General features: G+C 34.0%; 15 protein-coding genes. 4 read left to right on the top strand and 11 right to left on the bottom strand.

Translation table 11 applies throughout. The features are described 5' to 3' along the window. Positions 1-41: 41 nt before the first annotated feature. Genes FHR24_RS14335 through FHR24_RS14345 form a run of 3 tightly spaced genes read right to left on the bottom strand, consistent with a single transcriptional unit; the run spans position 42 to position 5,738 of the window. Complete coding sequence (locus FHR24_RS14335) at positions 42-1,136, bottom strand: efflux RND transporter periplasmic adaptor subunit (RefSeq protein WP_167190460.1); 1,095 nt, start codon at positions 1,134-1,136, stop codon at positions 42-44. A 4-nt stretch (positions 1,137-1,140) separates the two neighbouring features. Next, the gene (locus FHR24_RS14340) at positions 1,141-4,311 is read right to left on the bottom strand and encodes an efflux RND transporter permease subunit (protein ID WP_167190463.1); all 3,171 of its coding nucleotides are present in this window, start codon (positions 4,309-4,311) and stop codon (positions 1,141-1,143) included. Between the two features lie 5 nt (positions 4,312-4,316). Next, positions 4,317-5,738, bottom strand: a complete 1,422-nt coding sequence (locus FHR24_RS14345) for a TolC family protein (protein WP_167190466.1) — start codon at positions 5,736-5,738, stop codon at positions 4,317-4,319. Positions 5,739-5,893: 155 nt separating this feature from the next. On the opposite strand from FHR24_RS14345, the gene FHR24_RS14350 reads away from it, so the two are divergent. Beyond that, on the top strand, positions 5,894-6,916 hold the full coding sequence (locus tag FHR24_RS14350; RefSeq protein ID WP_167190469.1) for a sensor histidine kinase: 1,023 nt from the start codon (positions 5,894-5,896) through the stop codon (positions 6,914-6,916). A gap of 6 nt (positions 6,917-6,922) precedes the next feature. Further along, a complete protein-coding gene (locus tag FHR24_RS14355) occupies positions 6,923-7,636 on the top strand; it encodes a LytR/AlgR family response regulator transcription factor (protein ID WP_167190472.1) in 714 nt (237 codons plus the stop codon). Positions 7,637-7,714: 78 nt separating this feature from the next. On the opposite strand, the gene FHR24_RS14360 is transcribed toward FHR24_RS14355, so the two are convergent. The 6 genes from FHR24_RS14360 to FHR24_RS14385 are packed head-to-tail and all read right to left on the bottom strand — an operon-like array spanning position 7,715 to position 14,623. Next, positions 7,715-8,596, bottom strand: coding sequence for a carbohydrate kinase family protein (locus tag FHR24_RS14360; RefSeq protein WP_167190475.1), 882 nt, complete (start codon positions 8,594-8,596; stop codon positions 7,715-7,717). 12 nt (positions 8,597-8,608) lie between these two features. Further along, a complete protein-coding gene (locus FHR24_RS14365; RefSeq protein ID WP_167190478.1) occupies positions 8,609-10,093 on the bottom strand; it encodes a mannitol dehydrogenase family protein in 1,485 nt (494 codons plus the stop codon). Between the two features lie 19 nt (positions 10,094-10,112). Beyond that, positions 10,113-11,081: an ABC transporter permease gene (locus tag FHR24_RS14370; RefSeq protein WP_167190481.1), complete on the bottom strand. Its 969-nt coding sequence runs from the start codon at positions 11,079-11,081 to the stop codon at positions 10,113-10,115. Positions 11,082-11,112: 31 nt separating this feature from the next. Then, complete coding sequence (locus tag FHR24_RS14375) at positions 11,113-12,627, bottom strand: sugar ABC transporter ATP-binding protein (protein ID WP_167190484.1); 1,515 nt, start codon at positions 12,625-12,627, stop codon at positions 11,113-11,115. Between the two features lie 18 nt (positions 12,628-12,645). Next, positions 12,646-13,710, bottom strand: coding sequence for a substrate-binding domain-containing protein (locus FHR24_RS14380; RefSeq protein ID WP_167190487.1), 1,065 nt, complete (start codon positions 13,708-13,710; stop codon positions 12,646-12,648). 46 nt (positions 13,711-13,756) lie between these two features. Beyond that, on the bottom strand, positions 13,757-14,623 hold the full coding sequence (locus FHR24_RS14385; RefSeq protein ID WP_208412371.1) for a hypothetical protein: 867 nt from the start codon (positions 14,621-14,623) through the stop codon (positions 13,757-13,759). A 267-nt stretch (positions 14,624-14,890) separates the two neighbouring features. Here FHR24_RS14385 and FHR24_RS14390 point away from each other — a divergent pair, with 267 nt between their 5' ends. Together FHR24_RS14390 and hxpB are read left to right on the top strand one after the other, a co-directional pair. Further along, positions 14,891-15,631: an NUDIX hydrolase gene (locus FHR24_RS14390; protein WP_167190490.1), complete on the top strand. Its 741-nt coding sequence runs from the start codon at positions 14,891-14,893 to the stop codon at positions 15,629-15,631. A gap of 3 nt (positions 15,632-15,634) precedes the next feature. Beyond that, positions 15,635-16,285 carry a hexitol phosphatase HxpB gene (gene hxpB / locus FHR24_RS14395; RefSeq protein ID WP_167190493.1) on the top strand — a complete coding sequence of 217 codons (651 nt, stop codon included), beginning with the start codon at positions 15,635-15,637 and terminating at the stop codon, positions 16,283-16,285. Here hxpB and FHR24_RS14400 read toward each other — a convergent pair. Continuing rightward, entirely contained in the window at positions 16,272-17,777 is a 1,506-nt protein-coding gene (locus tag FHR24_RS14400) for a BCCT family transporter (RefSeq protein ID WP_208412372.1), read from the bottom strand. The genes hxpB and FHR24_RS14400 overlap by 14 nt on opposite strands. Positions 17,778-17,812: 35 nt before the next feature. Beyond that, a complete protein-coding gene (locus FHR24_RS14405) occupies positions 17,813-18,811 on the bottom strand; it encodes an LLM class flavin-dependent oxidoreductase (protein WP_167190496.1) in 999 nt (332 codons plus the stop codon). Positions 18,812-18,958: the final 147 nt, after the last annotated feature.

Raw genomic sequence — 18,958 nt, forward strand, 5'->3', positions numbered from 1 at the left:
TTTTAGGGAGGGGTTTTAGTTTGTATATACTAAAAGAGTGTTTATATAGCCAAGGTTACTCCTTCTCTAATTTCTTCACTCGCTACTTTTACAAGTTGATCGTTGGTGTTTAAACCCTTGCTAAACACTTCTATAAAGTCAGCCGTTTCTCTTCTTTTTTTAACCGCTACTTTGTGTGCCTTTCCTCCTACAGATTTGATTACAAAAGTACCCTCGCTATACGTTAATACCGATGTTTTAGGCACTACAAAAGTACTGTCTTTTGGGGTTAAAGGAATGGTTACTTCGGCAACCATACCCGGTTTTAAAACTGGGTTGTTTTCTAAATCAATCTCCACACGTTCAGATCTTAGTTTTTTGTCTAACACTCCAGATTTTCTAGTAATGTTGGCAGAAAACTGATGGTTGGGCAACGAATGTATTTTAAAGTTAACAGGAACATTTACATCCAAAAACCCAGTGTACGATTCAGGTACAGATACGGTTAATCGTAATTTGTTAACATCTTGCAACTCTAACAAAGGCAATACCGATCCTTTTCCAGAAGGCCCAACATAAGCCCCTGTATGAATGTTTCTAGCGGTAATTACTCCATTAAAAGGAGCTTTTATTTCTAAATAGCTTTGCATTACCTCGTACTCTTTGTGCATTGCTTTGGCTGCTTGTAATTTTGCAAAATCTGCATTTTTAACTGCCAATGCTTGTTCTATTTCATTTTTAGAAATGGTTCCTTCTATTTTGCTGGTTTCTAACAAACGGTTGTAAGTGCTGTTACTTGCCATATACACTGCTTCTTGTGCATGTAATTGTGCCTCGGCTGCTATTAATTTAGAGGTCAGTTCTGGAGCTTCTAACACCACCAAAACAGCACCTTTTTTTACCACACTCCCAATATCTACTTTTAACTCTTTTACATAACTATTCACCTTTGCGTACAAATCCACATATTGAAAAGCAGTTATTTCTGCAGGAATTACTACTTCTGAGGATAGTTTGTCTTTTTTCAACTCAAAAGTTTCTATTTTGGGTGTTGGAGCCACCGTTGCTACGGGTGTTGCTTTTGTTTCTTTTTTAGAACAGCCTACTGCTACAAGCAAGCCAATTATTAGTGTTGATTTGATAATGTATTTTTTCATGTCTTTATTGTTTATTTATATAAAACTTACTTTCTGTATCTTCTGGATCTAGTGATACAGAAGCTGTACTTGTTTTGTTCTGAATCCACGTAAAAATTAAGGGAAGGATTAGCAATACCGTAAAGGTTGAAAATAACAAGCCTCCAATAACAGCTCTTCCTAGTGGAGCAACTTGCTCTCCTCCTTCTCCATGTCCAATAGCCATGGGCAACATTCCCGCAATCATGGCCACACTGGTCATAATAATAGGTCTCAATCTAAGAGAGGCTGCTTTTTTGGCTGCTTCTAAAGCGTTTCCGCTTACTTTTCTTAATTGTTCTGCATTGGTTACTAACAAAACGGCATTGGCAATAGACACTCCCACGGCCATAATAATTCCCATATAAGATTGTAAGTTTAAGGTAGAATTGGTAGCTAATAACAATAGCAACGACCCTAAAATTACAGCAGGTACGGTTGTTAGTACTACAAAGGATACTTTAAAAGATTGATAGTTGGCAGACAACATTAAAAAGATCACTACAATTGCTACTAACAATCCTATGTTTAAGTTGCTCATGGTTTCTACCAAAACTTTACCCAAACCAATTTGTTCAATTACCAACCCTCTTGGCAATTCTCCTAACTCATTTACAATTCTTTTTACATCTGTAGAAGCTGTACTTAAATTGGTGTGGTCTGTATTTGCTGTAATAGATATATAAGGCATGGCTCCTAAATTGTTATTCTGCCCATGTGTTTCTGATTGTTCAATGCTTGCCACATCTCCCAACACAGGTCTTGCCGAATTTTTAAGCAAAGGAATTTCATTAATATCTTGTACCGTGTTCATTTTATCTAACGGAACTTGCACTTGTACACTGTACGGAAATCCTACTTTTTCATCTATCCAAATATTTTTTTCTGTATAACGAGATGAGGAAGTTGCTGCCACAAGAGAACGAGAAATATCATTCATATCTACTCCTAATTGAGCCGCTTTTACTCTATCAATTGTAATATCTAATGCGGGGTAATGAATAGATTGTCCTATTTGTACATCTCTAAAATAAGGGACTTCCCTCATTTTATCCATAATTTTATTAGCATAAACTTCATTTTGTTTTTTGTCTTTTCCTACCAATCTAATTTCTATAGGTGTAGGAGATCCTTGTCCTAATACTTTGTCGGTAAGTTCTATGGCTTCAAAAGACATTTTTACATCAGGAACAGCTTTGTGTATTCTAGCTCTTAGTTGATCTTTAAAAACATCCATATCTGCATGGTAATCTTTTAAAGAAACTTGCAACACGGCTTCATGAGATCCTGCCATAAAAAGATATATAGGATTTAAGGCATATAACGGAGCATGTTTCCCTACATATACAGAGGTAACTCCAATGTGTTCTTTACCTACAAGTCCTTCAATTTCGTTTAAAACACTCAAGGCTTTTTCTTCGGTACGTTCCAAGCGTGTTCCGTCTGGGGCACGCAATCTTAACTGAAACTGGCTAGAGTTTACTTTAGGAAATACATCTTGTCCTATATTGACAAAAATAAAAGCTGCAACACTAGTAATTCCTAACAAGTACACCCAAGAAATTCCTTTTCTTTTAGGTAACATTTTATCAATAAACGCCTGGTATTTTTCACTAAATTTTTCAAAAAGGGTTTTCTTTTTTGCTTTTCCATCTTTTGTATCGTTTGGAGTTCCATGTCCTTTATCTTTCATAATCCAATTGGCCATAATAGGCACAAATGTTTGTGATAGTAAAAATGAAGTTACCATAGAAAAAGCAATTGCCAATGCCAATGGTAAAAACAAAGAACCCGGAATTCCTGTCATGGTAAATGCAGGAGCAAATACCGCAAGGATACAAAGTAGAATTAACAATTTAGGCAACGCAATTTCCTTACATGCATCCCAAATAGCCAATGCTTTAGGTTTGCCCATATCTAAATGTTGATGAATATTTTCTATAGTTACCGTACTTTCATCTACCAAAATACCAATCGCTAAGGCCAAACCACTTAAAGACATTAGGTTGATGGTTTGTCCAAATAATTTTAAGAACAAGACTCCAGAAATAATAGAAATCGGAATGGTTAAAATCACAATTAAAGCCGCTCTTCTATCTCCTAAAAATAAAATCACCATAATACCAGTTAACACCGCACCAATCACTCCTTCTGTAATTAAACTTTTTACAGAATTCATTACATACACAGATTGATCAAACTCATAACTTACTTTTACATCTTCTGGCAAAGTGCTCTGAATTTTAGGCAAGGCTGCTTTTAAATTCTTCACCACTTCCCAAGTAGAAGCATCTCCTGCTTTGGCAATGTTTAAATACACCGATCTTTTTCCATTGACCAATGCATACCCTGTAATAATATCGGCTCCATCTTTTACCGTAGCTACATCACCCAAATACAAATTCTGTACATCTCCTTTAAACAAAGGGATTTTCTCAAAATCTTTTAAATCTTTAATGGTGTTATTGGTAGGTGTTAAATAATCTTTTTCTCCCACTCTTACATTTCCAGACGGTGCGGTTTGGTTGTTTAACTTAATCGCCTCTACAATTTGATCTGGAGTAAGGTTATGAGCTCTTAATTGTGCCGGATCTACATTCACCTCTATCGTTCTAGGACTTCCTCCAAATGGTGCTGGAGATAATAACCCCGGAACAGATGTAAATGAAGAACGCACATAAATATTGGCCATATCTTGCAACTCGTTATTACTCCTTTTTTTACTACTCAACACCAATTGACCAATGGGTAGCGTAGAAGAATCAAAACGAATAATGATAGGAGGTTGCGATCCTGGAGGAAAAATGGCTTGTACTCTATTGGTCAAAGCACTTAATTCTGCCGTTGCCTGTGCCATATTGGTTCCCTCGTAATAACTTACTTTCATCAAGGTCAATCCTTGTAAGTTTTTGGTTTCAATAGATTTTACGCCATTGGCCAACAACATAATATTGATGTAGTTTTTACCAAAATAAGACTCCATTTGATCTGGTGTGTATCCTGTAAACGGATGTGCCAAATACAAAACGGGTAAATCCATTTTGGGCAAAATATCTACTTTTACCGATTTTACAGCTCCAATCCCAAAAAAGAACAATCCTAACACAAGGACTATAATAGAGATGGGTTTTTGGAGTGCGAATTTTATTAAGTTCATATTTTTTATTGTTTGTATTGATTAAAAAACAGATTAAAATCTCCCGTAGCAGCAGCTTTCATTAACAAAGCTTGCCAAACATTGGTATTGATAACATCTTGATCTACTTCTGCTCTATTTAAAATGTATAAAGCCTGTGTAACATCTACCAAATTGGTCAATCCGTTTTTGTAAAGTGCCATTCTTTGCTCATAAGCTTTTTGAGCCGCTTGTACTTGCAAAGGAGCTTCTTTGTAATTTTCTAAAGCATATTGCAAGCGTGTGTTAGATTCGTTTAGTTGATTATTTAACTCATTGTCAATCATTTTATACTCTTCTTCTAATCCTGTATTGATGAATTTTTGAGTGGTGATTTTTTTAGAAATCCGAAACACCTCGGTCAAGTTCCAAGACAAACCAACTCCCATTAAGTAATTGTGTCTTACAGGATCTATTCCGTCTAGATAATTGGTTGTATATGCATTTTGATTGGTGGCATAATTGGAACTAAACCCAGAACCTCTTGTCTGAAAAACTCCAAATAGAGAAAAGTTTGGATACAATTCCTTTTTATTGAGTTCTAATAGAGAAGTCCCTACTTCAATCTTACTATTGTAAAAAGATAAAATAGGATTTTCTGAAACTGTTTCTTCTTCAAAGAAAGTCAATGATTGAGGTGTTTTAGAAACCAAATGGGTATCTAAAACAAACTCACGAGCCACTATTCCTATGCTACTCGCTAATTGATTGTTTTGCGTTTTAACTTGTTGTTTGATTTGATTTAAAGCTATTTTGGCTTTAGATACTTCTGCCGATGCTAAAATGGAATCAACCGCTGGCAACAAGCCATTTTTTACGCGTGAGGCTGCATTTTGCTGAATAACAATCACACGGTCTAAATTCTTTTGCTGAGACACCAACATTCGCTGACTCGCTAATAAATTAAGGTAGTACGTGGTAATCTTTATTTTTTGTTTGAACTTTTCTTGTTCTAAATCTTTTGCTGATTGTACAGATGTTGCTTTGGCAACTTGTATTTGTTGTCTAATTTTTCCAAACGTAAAAAAATCCCAATTTACATTGGCCAAATACAAAGAACCAAAGGCTGCGTTCCAGTTTTGTTCCTCTAAAGGCAAACCAGAGGAAGCTACTCCCAAGCCTCCAGAACCGTACATAGGTCCGTTCTGACCATTTACAGTTCCGTACACTTGCTGTGCTGCCAAATTAAAATTGGGCAAATACGTTCTTTTTGCACGTGCAATCTCTTCTGTAGCGGCTTTGCTATAATTTTCTTTGGCCTTAATGCTTCCGTAATTTTCCATTCCGCTAGCTATGGCATTTTTTAAATTAAGTGTTTGCGATTGTGCTTTTGACCAAGTAAAACTTAGAAAAATCAAAAAGAGCATTCTCTTTAAATACAATTTTGAATAATAAGTAATTGAATTCATTTTAAATTTATTTTTGGTCAAAAGTAGCTGATACACAACCCTATTCCTTTTGTTAAATGACCAATTCAACTTATCAAATGACGAATTAAATTCATCATTTAGTTCGGCTACAAGTCAATTTTATTTAATTAATTTGTTCTTTAAACCTATTTTTAATGAACAAGTACCTTGGTAGAATTATTCAGAATAAATGGTGGCAAGAGCTTTTTATTCTTTTGTTCTCATTTTTGTTATTTACCTTAAACGATTGGATTTTAATCAAATCGTTTCCTAGTTTACTAAGAGGATGTATTTATTTTTTGCTTTTGTACACACATGCGCAATTAAATAGAATCTTTTTACTGCCCTTGTTGTTAAAAAAACACAAGCCAGTAGTCTATTTTTTTAGCACCGTTGTTTTGCTTTGTGTGTTTACAGTACTTACGTATTATGCTACTTCTTTTTGGATTTATAAAAACTGTTTTTTATACAAGTCCATCGCACAAAAAAATCTAGGGTTTCAAGGAGCTACACTTATGGTAACCTTGGTTTGTATCCTATCTATCTCTTTAATTCTTAAATTTTATAGAAACAACAAAAGACTTGATAAAGAGAAATTATTGTACAACAACGTTCAGCTAAACTCTTTAAAAGAACAGCTAAATCCACATTTTTTATTCAACACTTTTAACACACTTTACGGGATTAGTTTAAAGTATCCAGACCGTGTTTCTGATTTGGTGATGCATGTTTCTCAATTGATGAGATATCAGTTAGAAAGTAGCGATGCTCCCAAAGTATTGTTAGAGGATGAAATTAATTTTATAAGAAGTTATGTGCTTTTAGAAAAAGAGCGTGTAGGTTACCGTTGCTATATCAAATTTAACAGTGATATTGCCAAAGAAAACACCTACAACATTGCTCCTATGTTATTGATTACCTTTGTAGAAAATGCATTTAAACATGGGAGTGCAACCACAGAAAATTGTTTTGTTAAGATTGATGTCCGTGTAGAAAAAAACAACTTACTATTTAAAGTGTGCAACTCCATTCCAAAAAACAAAAAGGAGATTGTGTCTACCAAAATTGGACTTAAAAATACGTTAAAAAGATTGGAGTTGATTTATGGTGAGAAATACACTATTAAAATAACCAAAGAGCCTGATTACAACGTTGTTTTAAAAATAAAACTAGATTAGAATTGTATGGCAACCAAAATGATAAAATGTATTATTGTTGATGATGAACCTGCTGCTCATTATGTACTTACAGATTACATAAATAAAAGCAGTTCATTAACGTTGGTACACCAATTATACAACGGAACCAATACCATTGCTTATTTAGAAAACAACTCGGTAGATTTGATGTTTCTAGACATAGATATGCCAGACATTACAGGTTTAGAACTTTTGCAAAAAGTAGACAATCCTCCCAAAACAATTTTAACAACTGCCTACAGCGAGTTTGCTTTAAAAGCCTACGACCATGGAGTGATTGATTATTTGCTAAAACCCATTTTTTATCCTCGTTTTTTAAAAGCGATAGAGCACCTCAATCAAAAAAGTAAAGGTCTGCTTTCAGAAACAGTTCCCAAACATCCAGAATTCATCAACTTAAAAATAGGAAGTGATTTTGTAGATATTCCTCTTTCTGACATTTTATTTTTACAGAGTTATGGCAATTATGTAAAAGTGTACACCATGAAACGTATTTATGTGGCTACCACCACCACATCAGAACTAGAAAGAACACTTCCTTCAGAATTGTTTGTAAGAACACACAAATCATACATTATTGCTGTTCAAAAAGTTTGTAAGATTGACAAAGATGTCATCCAAATAAAGAAAGAAACCATTCCTATTGGAATTACCTACAAACGTAATCTTTTTGAAAAATTAGACTATTCAGAATCTTAAAAATAAAAAAAGCACCTTTTATCCCCACAACAAAGATAAAAAGTGCTAAATATAAAATATAGGGGTATTTAATTATACTTATGTATTCATTAATTGTTCAATTGCTGCAGTTTCAATAGTAGGATTGGCACCTTCTCTACTCGCGACAATTGCTCCCACCGCACAAGCAAAATCAATGGCTTTTTGTGGTGTAGAATTGTTTAACAGTTGATTGATTAACGAGGCTAAAAACGAATCTCCAGCTCCAACGGTATCAACCACTGTAATTTTATATCCCGGATTTTGATAAAGTTCTCCCTTGTAATACAACACGGCTCCTTTGTTTCCTTTGGTTACACAAATAGAAGTTGCGTTGGTTTGTTTGGCTATAAACTGAATAGCTTCTTCTACAGTATCAATATCAGTGGTATAATTCTTTACAATCTCTAACATCTCATCATCGTTAAACTTGATAAAATCTGCTTGATGCATCAACTCATTCAAAATTTCTGAACTGTAATGAGGCTTTCTTAAGTTCACATCAAAAATTTTATACGGAGCAATTTTTAACAATTCGTTAAGTGTATATCTAGAAACTTGATCTCTTGCTGCCAAACTTCCAAATATAAATGCATCGGAAGTTTTGGTGCTTTCAATAGCAGTGTTAGACAATGCTATTTTGTCCCAAGCTCTAGGATGCTCAATTTCATAAGTAGCAGATCCTTCATCGTCTAAAGTTACCGCTACACTTCCTGTTTGCTGCGCAGGGTTGATTTGAATGTTATTCGCATCAACACCGTGTTCTTTTACAAAATCTATGATTTTATCACCATCTGTATCTTGTCCTACACTACTAATCATGCCAACGTTATTGCCTAAAGATTGTAGTCTAACAGCAACATTTAATGGTGCACCTCCTATTTTTTTGTGATTAGGAAAAACATCCCACAACACTTCACCAAAGCAAACTATGTTTTTCATCTTTTTCCCAATTTAAAGTGTATTATTAATTTCTATCACACATTTTTCAACTCCGTTTGCTGTAATATTTTCATAGGCTTTTACAAACACATCTACAAACAGATCATTCTCTTTTAAATTCCCAAACACCGTTTCTATTTCTAAAAATGCTTTTGGATTCTTTTGAGACTCAATTGCAGTAGCTTGCAATGTTGTTTTTAAAGCATCTTTAATAGCCAAAGCACTCCCTTGCTCATTTGTTCCAATGCTGTAAACCGCCCAAGCAGCCAATACAAAAGCAGCATGCTTTACTAACTTTTTACCTTGCAACTGTGCTTGTACCGTTGGCAGAATAAAAATTGGAATTTTAGCAGAACTCTCTGAACAAATTCTATCTATTTGATCTTTGATATTGATGTTTCCAAAACGCTCTATTAAAGATTGTTTGTATACTTCTAAATCAACTCCCTCTAAAGTTCCTAAAGTTGGAGTGACCTCCACATCCATGTAATTTTTTAAGAAAGTCGCTATGTTTTTGTTGTGAACTGCTTCATCAATCGTATTATAACCTACCAAAGCTCCTAAAATCCCCAACACAGAATGTCCTGCATTCAATAAACTCAACTTCATTTTTTCGTAAGGAACAACGTCTTTTGCAAACTGTGCTCCTACATTTTCCCAAGCAGGTCTACCCGCTACAAAATCATCTTCTATCACCCATTGTTTAAAAGGCTCACAAACCACTGGCCAAGCATCTTCTATTGCAGAAGTTTCTTGCAAGTCTGTAATGTCTTTTGGTGCCGTTGCTGGGGTAATTCTATCAACCATACTGTTAGGGAAAGAAACGTTATTTTCTATCCATGACACCAATTCTGGTGCGGCTTGTTGTACATAGCTCAACAACATTTTTTCTGTCATGTGACCATTTCCTTGAATGTTATCACAAGATTGAATCGTCACTCCTGCCAACCCTTGTTCTTTTCTAGTTTTTAACGCTTGTGTTAAATATCCAAAAATGGTTTTAGGAGCTAACGGATTTTCTAAATCGTGTAGAATTTGTGGATTGTTAAAATCAAATTCTCCCGTAGCTTCATTGTAATTATATCCTCCTTCTGTAATGGTTAAGGTGATGATTTTCACATGAACACTGGCCATTTTTTTAATCACTTTGGATGGATTTTCTGGAGCAAACAACGTTTCTACCATAGAACCAATAATTTTTTTGGTAAATGTTCCATTTAACTCTTTTACCACCAACGTATACAAACCGTCTTGTTCTTGTAACGTGTTGTATATTTTTTGATCAAATTCTAACAAAGCAACTCCACAAATTCCCCACTCGTTAGCATTCGGCTCATGCAATAATTGATCTGTGTACAAAGCTTGATGTGCTCTGTGAAAACCACCAATACCTACGTGTACAATTCCTGCTTTTACTTGACTTCTGTCGTATGTTGGAATGGCAACTTGATCTTTGAATAAAGACAAGTTTTGATTGTTTAATTTATATGATTTCATGTGATTTTTTTTTAAAAGATTATTTGCTTTCAAAACGTTGTAACAATACTGCAAAAACAATAATGGCTCCTTTTACAACTTGTTGCGGATAAGAAGGAACATTTAATAAGTTTAGAATGTTGCTAATCAACCCTAAGATTAAAACTCCCATTAAAGTATTTACAACCGTTCCTTTACCACCACTTAAACTAGCTCCACCAATTACTACTGCAGCAATGGCATCTAATTCCCAAGAGACTCCCATGTTTGGAGATCCTAAATTGGTTCTTGAAGCGACAATAATAGCAGCCGTTGCAGCCAACGCTCCAGAAATGGCATAGACTAAAAATTTGTATTTGTTTACTTTAATTCCAGACAAACGTGCAGCTTCTTCATTACTCCCCAACGCAATAATCAATCTACCAAACACATTGTATTTTAACATGATAGCGGCTCCAATCACAATAATAAAAAAGACCAAAGCAATGTTAGGAATTCCTAAAAGTGAGTTGTTTGCAAAATTAGACATAAACAAACCTCCTTTGGTTTCAAAAATAATTGGAGATCCGTTAGAGTAAATAAATCCTAATCCTCTGGCAATGGTCATTAAAGCTAACGTAGCTATAAAAGGTGCCATTTTTTGATAAGCTACTAAATACCCTGCTACACTTCCTAGAGCAAAACCAATAGCAATGGTTCCTAAAATAGCCAAGGGTAAAATGACCAAATTGACCAGAATAGCAAAGGTTACGGCTAGTAAAGCCACCATAGAACCTACGGACAAATCAATTCCTCCCGTAAGGATTACAATCAACATACCTACACTAATAATTCCAATTCCCGAAACTTGTTTTAATAAGTTAGATAAGTTTACAGAGGTAAAAAACACATCTGAAATACATGCTGAAAAAATAACCAGCAAGATGAAAATAAAAATAGTGTTGTATTTGATTAAAAAAGAAAGCCATCCTCCTGGTGAGCTTAATTGTTGTTTTATAGTTGCATTCATAATATTATATTTTTTAAGATTGTCTAAGTTTTTATTTTAAAGGTTTCCCTATTGCGTAGCGTAAAATGTTTTCTTCTGAGAATTTTTCTTTGGGAAGTTCTCCGTAAATAGTTCCGGTGTGCATGACCTGAATTCTATCAGCAATTCCCATAATTTCTGGCATGTCTGATGAAATCACAATCACTCCTACTCCTTTTTCGGCCACTTCATTAATCAAATTGTAAATTTCTATTTTGGCTCCAACATCTACTCCACGAGTAGGTTCATCAATAATAATTACTTTACTATCTATGCTCAACCATTTAGCCAATGCTACTTTTTGTTGATTACCTCCACTTAAATTTTTAACCGCTATTTCGGAACTAGGAGTCTTAATATTCAATTTGGTGATTAAGCTAGAAACGTTTTCTTGTTCCTTGTCCATCTTTAAAAATCCTAGTTTGTTTGTGATAAAATTAAAGTTGGTTACACTAATGTTCTTTTTAATAGACATGGGTAAAAACACTCCTTCTTCTTTTCTGTCTTCAGATACAAATCCAATTTTATGTGCTACAGCTTGTACCGGAGTCTGAGTTTTAATTTCTTTCCCTTCTAAAAACAAGCTACCAGATTTCTTTTTGTACAGTCCAAAAATAAGTTTAGCCATTTCTGTTCTTCCACTTCCACCCAAACCAGCAACTCCTAAAACTTCCCCAGGTTTTACATCAAAAGAAACATCGTGTACCAAATTGTCTTTTGCGGTTAAGTTTTTGACTTCAAAAATGGGAGTTTTCCCAATTTTAGAATTTCTAGCAGGATACAAATCCTTTAATTCTCTACCAATCATTAATTTAATTACATGATCTGTATGGGTTTCTGAAGCCGTTAAACTTCCTGTATCTACTCCATCTCTAAGCACCGTAATGGTATCTGCTATTTTAAACACTTCTTCTAAATGATGAGAAATGTAAATGATAGAAATTCCCTTATCTCTTAACTTAAAAAGATTGTTTAATAGTTTTTTAGTATCGGTAGGATCAAAAACCGTAGTGGGTTCATCTAAGACCAATACTTTTGTATCCTCAGACAAAGCTTTGGCAATTTCTACTACTTGCTTTTGTACAATACTTAAATTTCTAACGGTAGCAGAAGCATCAATTTCAAATCCTAAAGAATCTATTAACTCTTGTGCGTTTTGGGTGATTTCTTTCCAGTTCATCCAAAACTTGCTGCTTCCTAATTTGTGTAGGTAAATGTTTTCGGCAACAGACAAATCATTCACCAAAGACAATTCTTGAAACACCACACTAATTCCCAATACCTGACCGTCGTGTGTGTTTTTTGGGTTGATTTCTTGTCCGTTAAGTAAAACTTGCCCACTATCTTTTTGATGCACTCCACTTAATATTTTAATCAAGGTAGATTTACCTGCACCGTTTTCTCCTAACAAAGCATGAATTTCTCCTGGCTTTACTTTTAGATTTACATCCTTTAGTACCGAAACAACACCAAAACTTTTGGAGATTCCAGTCATTTCTAAACGATAATCGCTTTCTGAATTTTGCATATGAATTCGGTTTTAAGATTAAAATATTGCGTTTGGATTGTAATACTTAGCTGCATTTTCTTTGGTAATCAACAACGGTTTTGTAAAAGATGTTTTAGAAAAGTCTCTTTTCCCATTTAAATATTGCACTGCATATTTTACTGCGTTTTTCCCAATTTGTACTGGGCTGTTCATAGCAGTACAACCATAAAAATCAGTTTCCATAATGTACTTAATCGCTTCTTTTTGTCCATCTGCACCTGCAACAATTAAAATATCATCTGTTTTTCCTGCTTGTTTAATGGCTTTAATAGCTCCTAATACACAAACATCAGATTCTGTAATTACCACATTTACATCTGGGAATGCTACCAAAATATCTTCCATGGCTTTTAACCCACCTGCATAAGACCATTCTGTATAGGCTTGTGTTTTCACATTCAAATCTATTTTTCCTTGAGATCTTAGTTGTTCTTCTGTAATTCCTTGCAACAAACCTTGTTTACGTGTTCTACCCACTGGGTTTCCTGCATTACCACTTAATAAAGCAATATTCATTTGTTTTCCTTTAAAGTTTTTCACCAACCACTCTCCTGCCAACTCACCGTTCGCTAAATTGTTCGACTGAATGGTAGTTACATAATCTGCAGAAGGACTTATTGAACCATCTATAATAAATACTGGAATACCTGCAGCTTTTGCCATTTTGGTTACTCCTACTAAAGCATCAGGATCTTTAGGGTTTAACAACAGCGCATCTACTCCTTTGGTAATTAAATCTTCTACGGCAGAAATTTGTTTGTTGATATCATCTTGTCCATCAGCAGCATACAAAGTCATTCCATTTTTTTCTGTAGTCGCTTTAATACTCTGCATCAATGCCTGGTAATAAGGAGCGTTTAAAGTTGGAGAACAATACCCTATTTTAATTCTCTCTAACGGAATTTTACTTTCTATCAATTCACCAGTTGCTTTTGTTTTGTTCTCATCTCTTTCTGCTGAATTTATTTTTTCTGCACAGCTAACAACGCTAAAAGCAAAAGCAGCAATCATTAAAGGCTTCACAATTCTTTTTAGTGAAAATTTTAAGTTTGATTTTTTCATGATTTGTATTTTTTTAAATAATTTTTATTGTTTTTTTTGATGTTCTTTAAAAGATAACCAAATCTACTTGAAGAACTGTCTTTTCTTGCTCTGGATTCCACATTGCTGTAACATCTACAGGCAATTTAAAATTCCCTACATTAATTTGTTTGCTTAATGTAGCTCCTACATTAATTAGGTTACCTGAATTGTTAGTATAAAAAGTTTTGTCCGTTAAAAAAGACCAAGCACCTCCTGCAAAAACAGACAAACTAGTGTTTTCTCTTTCCCAAACTTTACTTTTTACTTCAAAATAATGAGTCCAAGAGTTTTCTGTAGAACCATCATCTTTCACTTCATAATCTCCAGAACCACCACCAATAATGGTTGCTAAGTACAATAAGGTGTTTGGGGTAATGTTATACCCAAAGTTTACGTCTACAAAATTGTATCCTTGTGTAATGTCATAACTCCAATAATGCAAATCATCTCCTCTTTCTTCTACACCTGTATAGTTGTTGTGAGACACTGCTTCTATAAAAAACTTGTCTGAAAACTTATAAGAAGTATAAATAGAAAATTCTTTGTAATGTGAACTTACCGTTTCTCCTGTAGTTTGATTGGTTACATCGGTTCCTGAAAAACTAGCACCTCCCCAAACTCCAAAATTGAATTTTTTATCTCTTGAATAAAAATCTAAGTTGGTCGCGATCATTGCACCAGGGTGTACAACAAACCCATGCCATAAATGCATGTTCTTTACACGTAAACCGGCATCAAATGCTTTATAGGTATCTGTTGCTTTTTCTGCTTCTTGTGCATTTACATTCATCAACCCTAAAAACAACATCGTTAGTGTTAGAGAAATTGTCAAAACAGTATGGTTTGTTTTTGCTGATTTTTTCTGAGACTTTTTATTCATTTTTAATTCCATGATATGAAGTGTTATTTTGTTTGTTTTTTATAAAACGTACAAATGACGTTTGTTTTACAAATGTATATAATTTAAATAGTAGAAAACAAATAAAAATTAAAAAAAATGACAATAAAATAATTAAAACCAACAAATACAGTGTTTTTAATGATGATACTACAAAATAACATCACTATATTTGTAAATATAAAATTTAGATAGAAAACAATATTTAGTGTATTATCTACGTTTATTAAACAAAGAGTATTGAACTTAAAAAACATATAGATGACGGAATTGATTAAAAACTCGAATATATCTGTAGATTGTGTGGTGTTTGGATATGACACCAATACAAAATCATTAAACTTATTATTAATCAAAAGATATTTAGAGTCTGAAACAGACCATAAAGTATTGGTAGATGATTATGTATTGACAGGATATCACATATATGAACACGAAAAGCTAGACGATGCAGCTACCAGAGTTTTAAAAGAATTGACAGGATTGACCAATCAATACAAAAAACAGTTTAAAGCTTTTGGAGATCCTGATAGATTGAGGAACGAAAAAGACATTCTTTGGATTGATAACGAAAAATTCAACTTTAGAACGGTAACCATAGCCTATTACTTTTTAGTAAAAACAGAAGATGTAGATTTGACTCATAACAAAAACCAAGCAGAATGGTTCTCTATTCACCAATTACCAGAATTAGGTTTTGATCATAAAAAAATCATTCTAGAGGCTTACGAAGATTTAAAGACAAAGTGTTTGGCTGAGCCTATTATTTTTGAATTGTTACCTAATAAGTTTACGATTAATGATGTACAAGACGTGTACGAATCTATTTTAGATATAGAAATAGACAATCGTAACTTTAGAAGAAAACTTATCAATAAAAAATACATTATTCCGTTGGATGAAAAACAAATAGGAGTATCTAAAAAACCTGCACAACTATATATGTTTAGCAAAGATGTATATGATAAAATGTATGAGAAAAACTATTTAATCAACATTTAAAGTATGAGAAACACCTTTATTTTTGATATGGATGGAGTCATGATAGACTCTGAACCTTTTTGGCAACAAGCACAAATTAATATTTTACAAAATTTGGGGGTTGCTATTACCGTGCAAGATTGTGAAATCCATACCATGGGAAAAAGAATTGACTTGGTTGCTAAAACTTGGTGTGACTTACACCATTTACAAATTGATGCTAAGGAATTAGAAACTTTAATTATAGATCAGGTAGCTACTAACATTCTCCAAAACGGAAAAGCCATAAAAGGTTTAAACGATTTGTTGATGTATTTAAAAAAAGAAAAGTTTAAAATAGGTTTGGCTACATCTTCTAGCTGGAAAATTATTGAAGCTGTGTTAAGCAAACTAGACGTAAAAAGCTATTTTGATGAAATTTGTAGTGCTGATGATGAGATCTACGGAAAACCCAATCCTGCTGTTTATATTAGGGTGATGGAAAAGCTAAATTCCAAACCTGAAGAATGCTTTATTTTAGAAGATTCGGTTACAGGAATGATTGCTGCCAAAGCATCTAGAGCTTTTACCATTGTTTTAACCAGTAGCACATCTAATCCTAAATATGCCATTGCAGAGGCTAAATGTGAGTCGTTAACTAAGGTTGTACATTTATTAGAAACTAAGACTCCATAGTTTTTTGGGAGTTCTTTTTAAGATCTCTTACAAAGTAAATTAACATCAAAACAATTAAAAAAGAAAAGGGCAAAGATGTTATAATTAACAAGCGTTGTACAGTTTCTAAAACATTGATGTTTGCCTTTATGTTTCCTAAAAGCACCAAAGCAATGGTGGCTAATAAAATAAATACCGCCCAAATAACTCGATGCGTTTTGCTAGGATTTTTAGAACCTTTGTCTGTAAACATACTCAATACAAAAACAGCCGAATCTACCGAGGTGATTAAAAAACTAATCAACAAAAAGATAGCGGTTAGGTTTAAAAATGTAGCGTAGGGATAGTGTTCAAAAAACACAAAAATAGAAGAAAACACATTGCCAAACTCGTGGTTGTAAGTTCCCCATTCATAAATCAAGTTAAAGGCTGAAGTTCCAAAAACAGAGAACCAAAAAAAAGTCCCTATAGACGGAATGATTAAAACTCCTAACAACAATTGCCGAATGGTTCTTCCTTTAGAAATACGAGCAATAAAAATACCGGTAAACGGTGCCCAAGCCAACCAAAAAGCCCAATAATAAAAAGTCCAACCTGTTAAAAATTGGATCCCTGGATTGTAAGGTTCTAAAGCCAAGCTCAACGGAATAAAATTTACAATGTAATGGTAAGTAGCCATACAGAAAGAGCTTAAAATTGCATTTACATCACTTGTTACAAACACAAATAATAGTAGTGCAAAGGTGATGATTATGTTTAACTTAGAAAATATTTTAATTCCCTTATTCACTCCTTGCCAAGCAGAAAAACAGGCTACAGAAACAATCAACACACAAAGAAAAAGCGTGGTATTAAGTCCAAAATCAAACTCAGCAATATGATTCAGTCCCCCATTAATTTGAGTAGTTCCTAAACCTATAGCAGCGATCAATCCAAAAACAGTGGTAATAATCGTAATAACATCTACTCCTTTTTTTACTGAATTACTTTTTACATAATTCTCTATGGTTGCGTGAATGGTTACTTTCTTTTTTTGAAGATACATGGCATAACCTACAATTACTGCAAAAAGACCATAAAATGCCCAAGCGGTTAATCCCCATTGATAAAAGGTGAATTCTAAAGCTAGAATCTCCGTAGATAGATTAGAAGAAAACGGAGGATTTTGCTGCATAAAAACGGGTTCTTGCACAGCACGTAACAAAATACCAGATCCCATACCTGCACTATACAACATAGCGATCCATGCCCATAAAGAGTGTTCTGGCTTAGAGGAAGGTTTACCTAGTTTGATATTTCCGTATTTGGAAAAAGCAATACACAACAAAGCCAAAACACAGACCAAACCTACATAAAGATAAAAATAGCCAAAGTAATTACGTACCCACAAAGAAGCTTTGTCTATGGCGTTAAAACTAGCTTCGGTAGCAAAAAAAACAAACAACGTAGCACTAAAAATAATACTTATAGAAATAAATAACGTTGTTTGTTTTTGAATGTATTTTAAAATCAAAGCAATGGGTTTTCTGTAAAAATAGGCATTAGAATTTAAGCATTCAATTCTTCCATAATTTCAGAAAACAATTGGTAAGATTTAATTCGATCTTTTACATCATAAATATTGGTTACCGCAATCAACTCATCTGCTTGAGTTTGTTTTTTAAACTCTTTTACCTGAGCTTTTACTGTGGCTTTGCTCCCCACAAAAGAATACTTTAACATTTGATGAATCTGTGGATTTTTTAATATTTCTCTATAATCATCGGTCATAGCTGTGGGTGGTTGTACAAAATCTCGTTTTCCTGTAAACAAGCCCATAATCATACGGATTAAAGAGGTGTACAAACGTTCTGCTTCTTCATCGGTATCTGCAATAATCACATTTATCCCTACAATTACATACGGTTGTTGCAAAACACTAGAAGGCTTAAACTCATTGCGATAAATATCTAGTGCGTTCCACAAATGTGTGGTTGCAAAATGACTAGCAAACGCATAAGGTAATCCTTTTTTGGCTGCCAAATGAGCACTGTCTGTACTCGATCCTAAAATATACATAGGTACATTTACCCCTTCTGCTACAGTGGCACGGACATTAGAGCTAGCATTGTCTGTAGAAAAATACGTTTCTATTTTTTTTAATTCGTTGGGAAAAGAATGAGTCGCTTGCATAAAATCAGAACGAATGGCCTCTGCCGTTTCTCTATCTGTTCCGGGAGCTCTTCCCAATCCTAAATCTATTCTGTTTGGATACAAAGAACCTAAAGTTCCAAACTGCTCTGCCACAATTAAGGGAGAATGGTTGGGCAACATAACACCCCCAGATCCTACACGAATGGTTTGTGTTCCTTGGGCTACATACCCAATTAAAACAGAGGTTGCACTACTCCCTATGTTAGACGAGTTGTGATGTTCTGCCAACCAGTAACGAGTATATTTTTGTTTTTCGGCATGTTGTGCCAATTGCAATGTATTGTTATAGGTTTCTTGTAAAGTTTGACCTTTAGAAACTAAAGCCAAATCTAAAATAGAATAGAGTGTTTTCATAAAAGGAATTTTCTTATTAATGTTATCTTTCTGATACTGTTTTACTTAAGAAAAACAACATCTAATTGTGTAACTCTTAGTGTGATTTTTTCTCAAAACCTTTCAAACAAAATGCCACAAAGTAAGAAGCACCTACCAAAATTGGTA

Origin of the sequence: Wenyingzhuangia heitensis, from assembly GCF_011762155.1 — a bacterium.
Classification (GTDB): Bacteria; Bacteroidota; Bacteroidia; order Flavobacteriales; family Flavobacteriaceae; genus Wenyingzhuangia; species Wenyingzhuangia heitensis.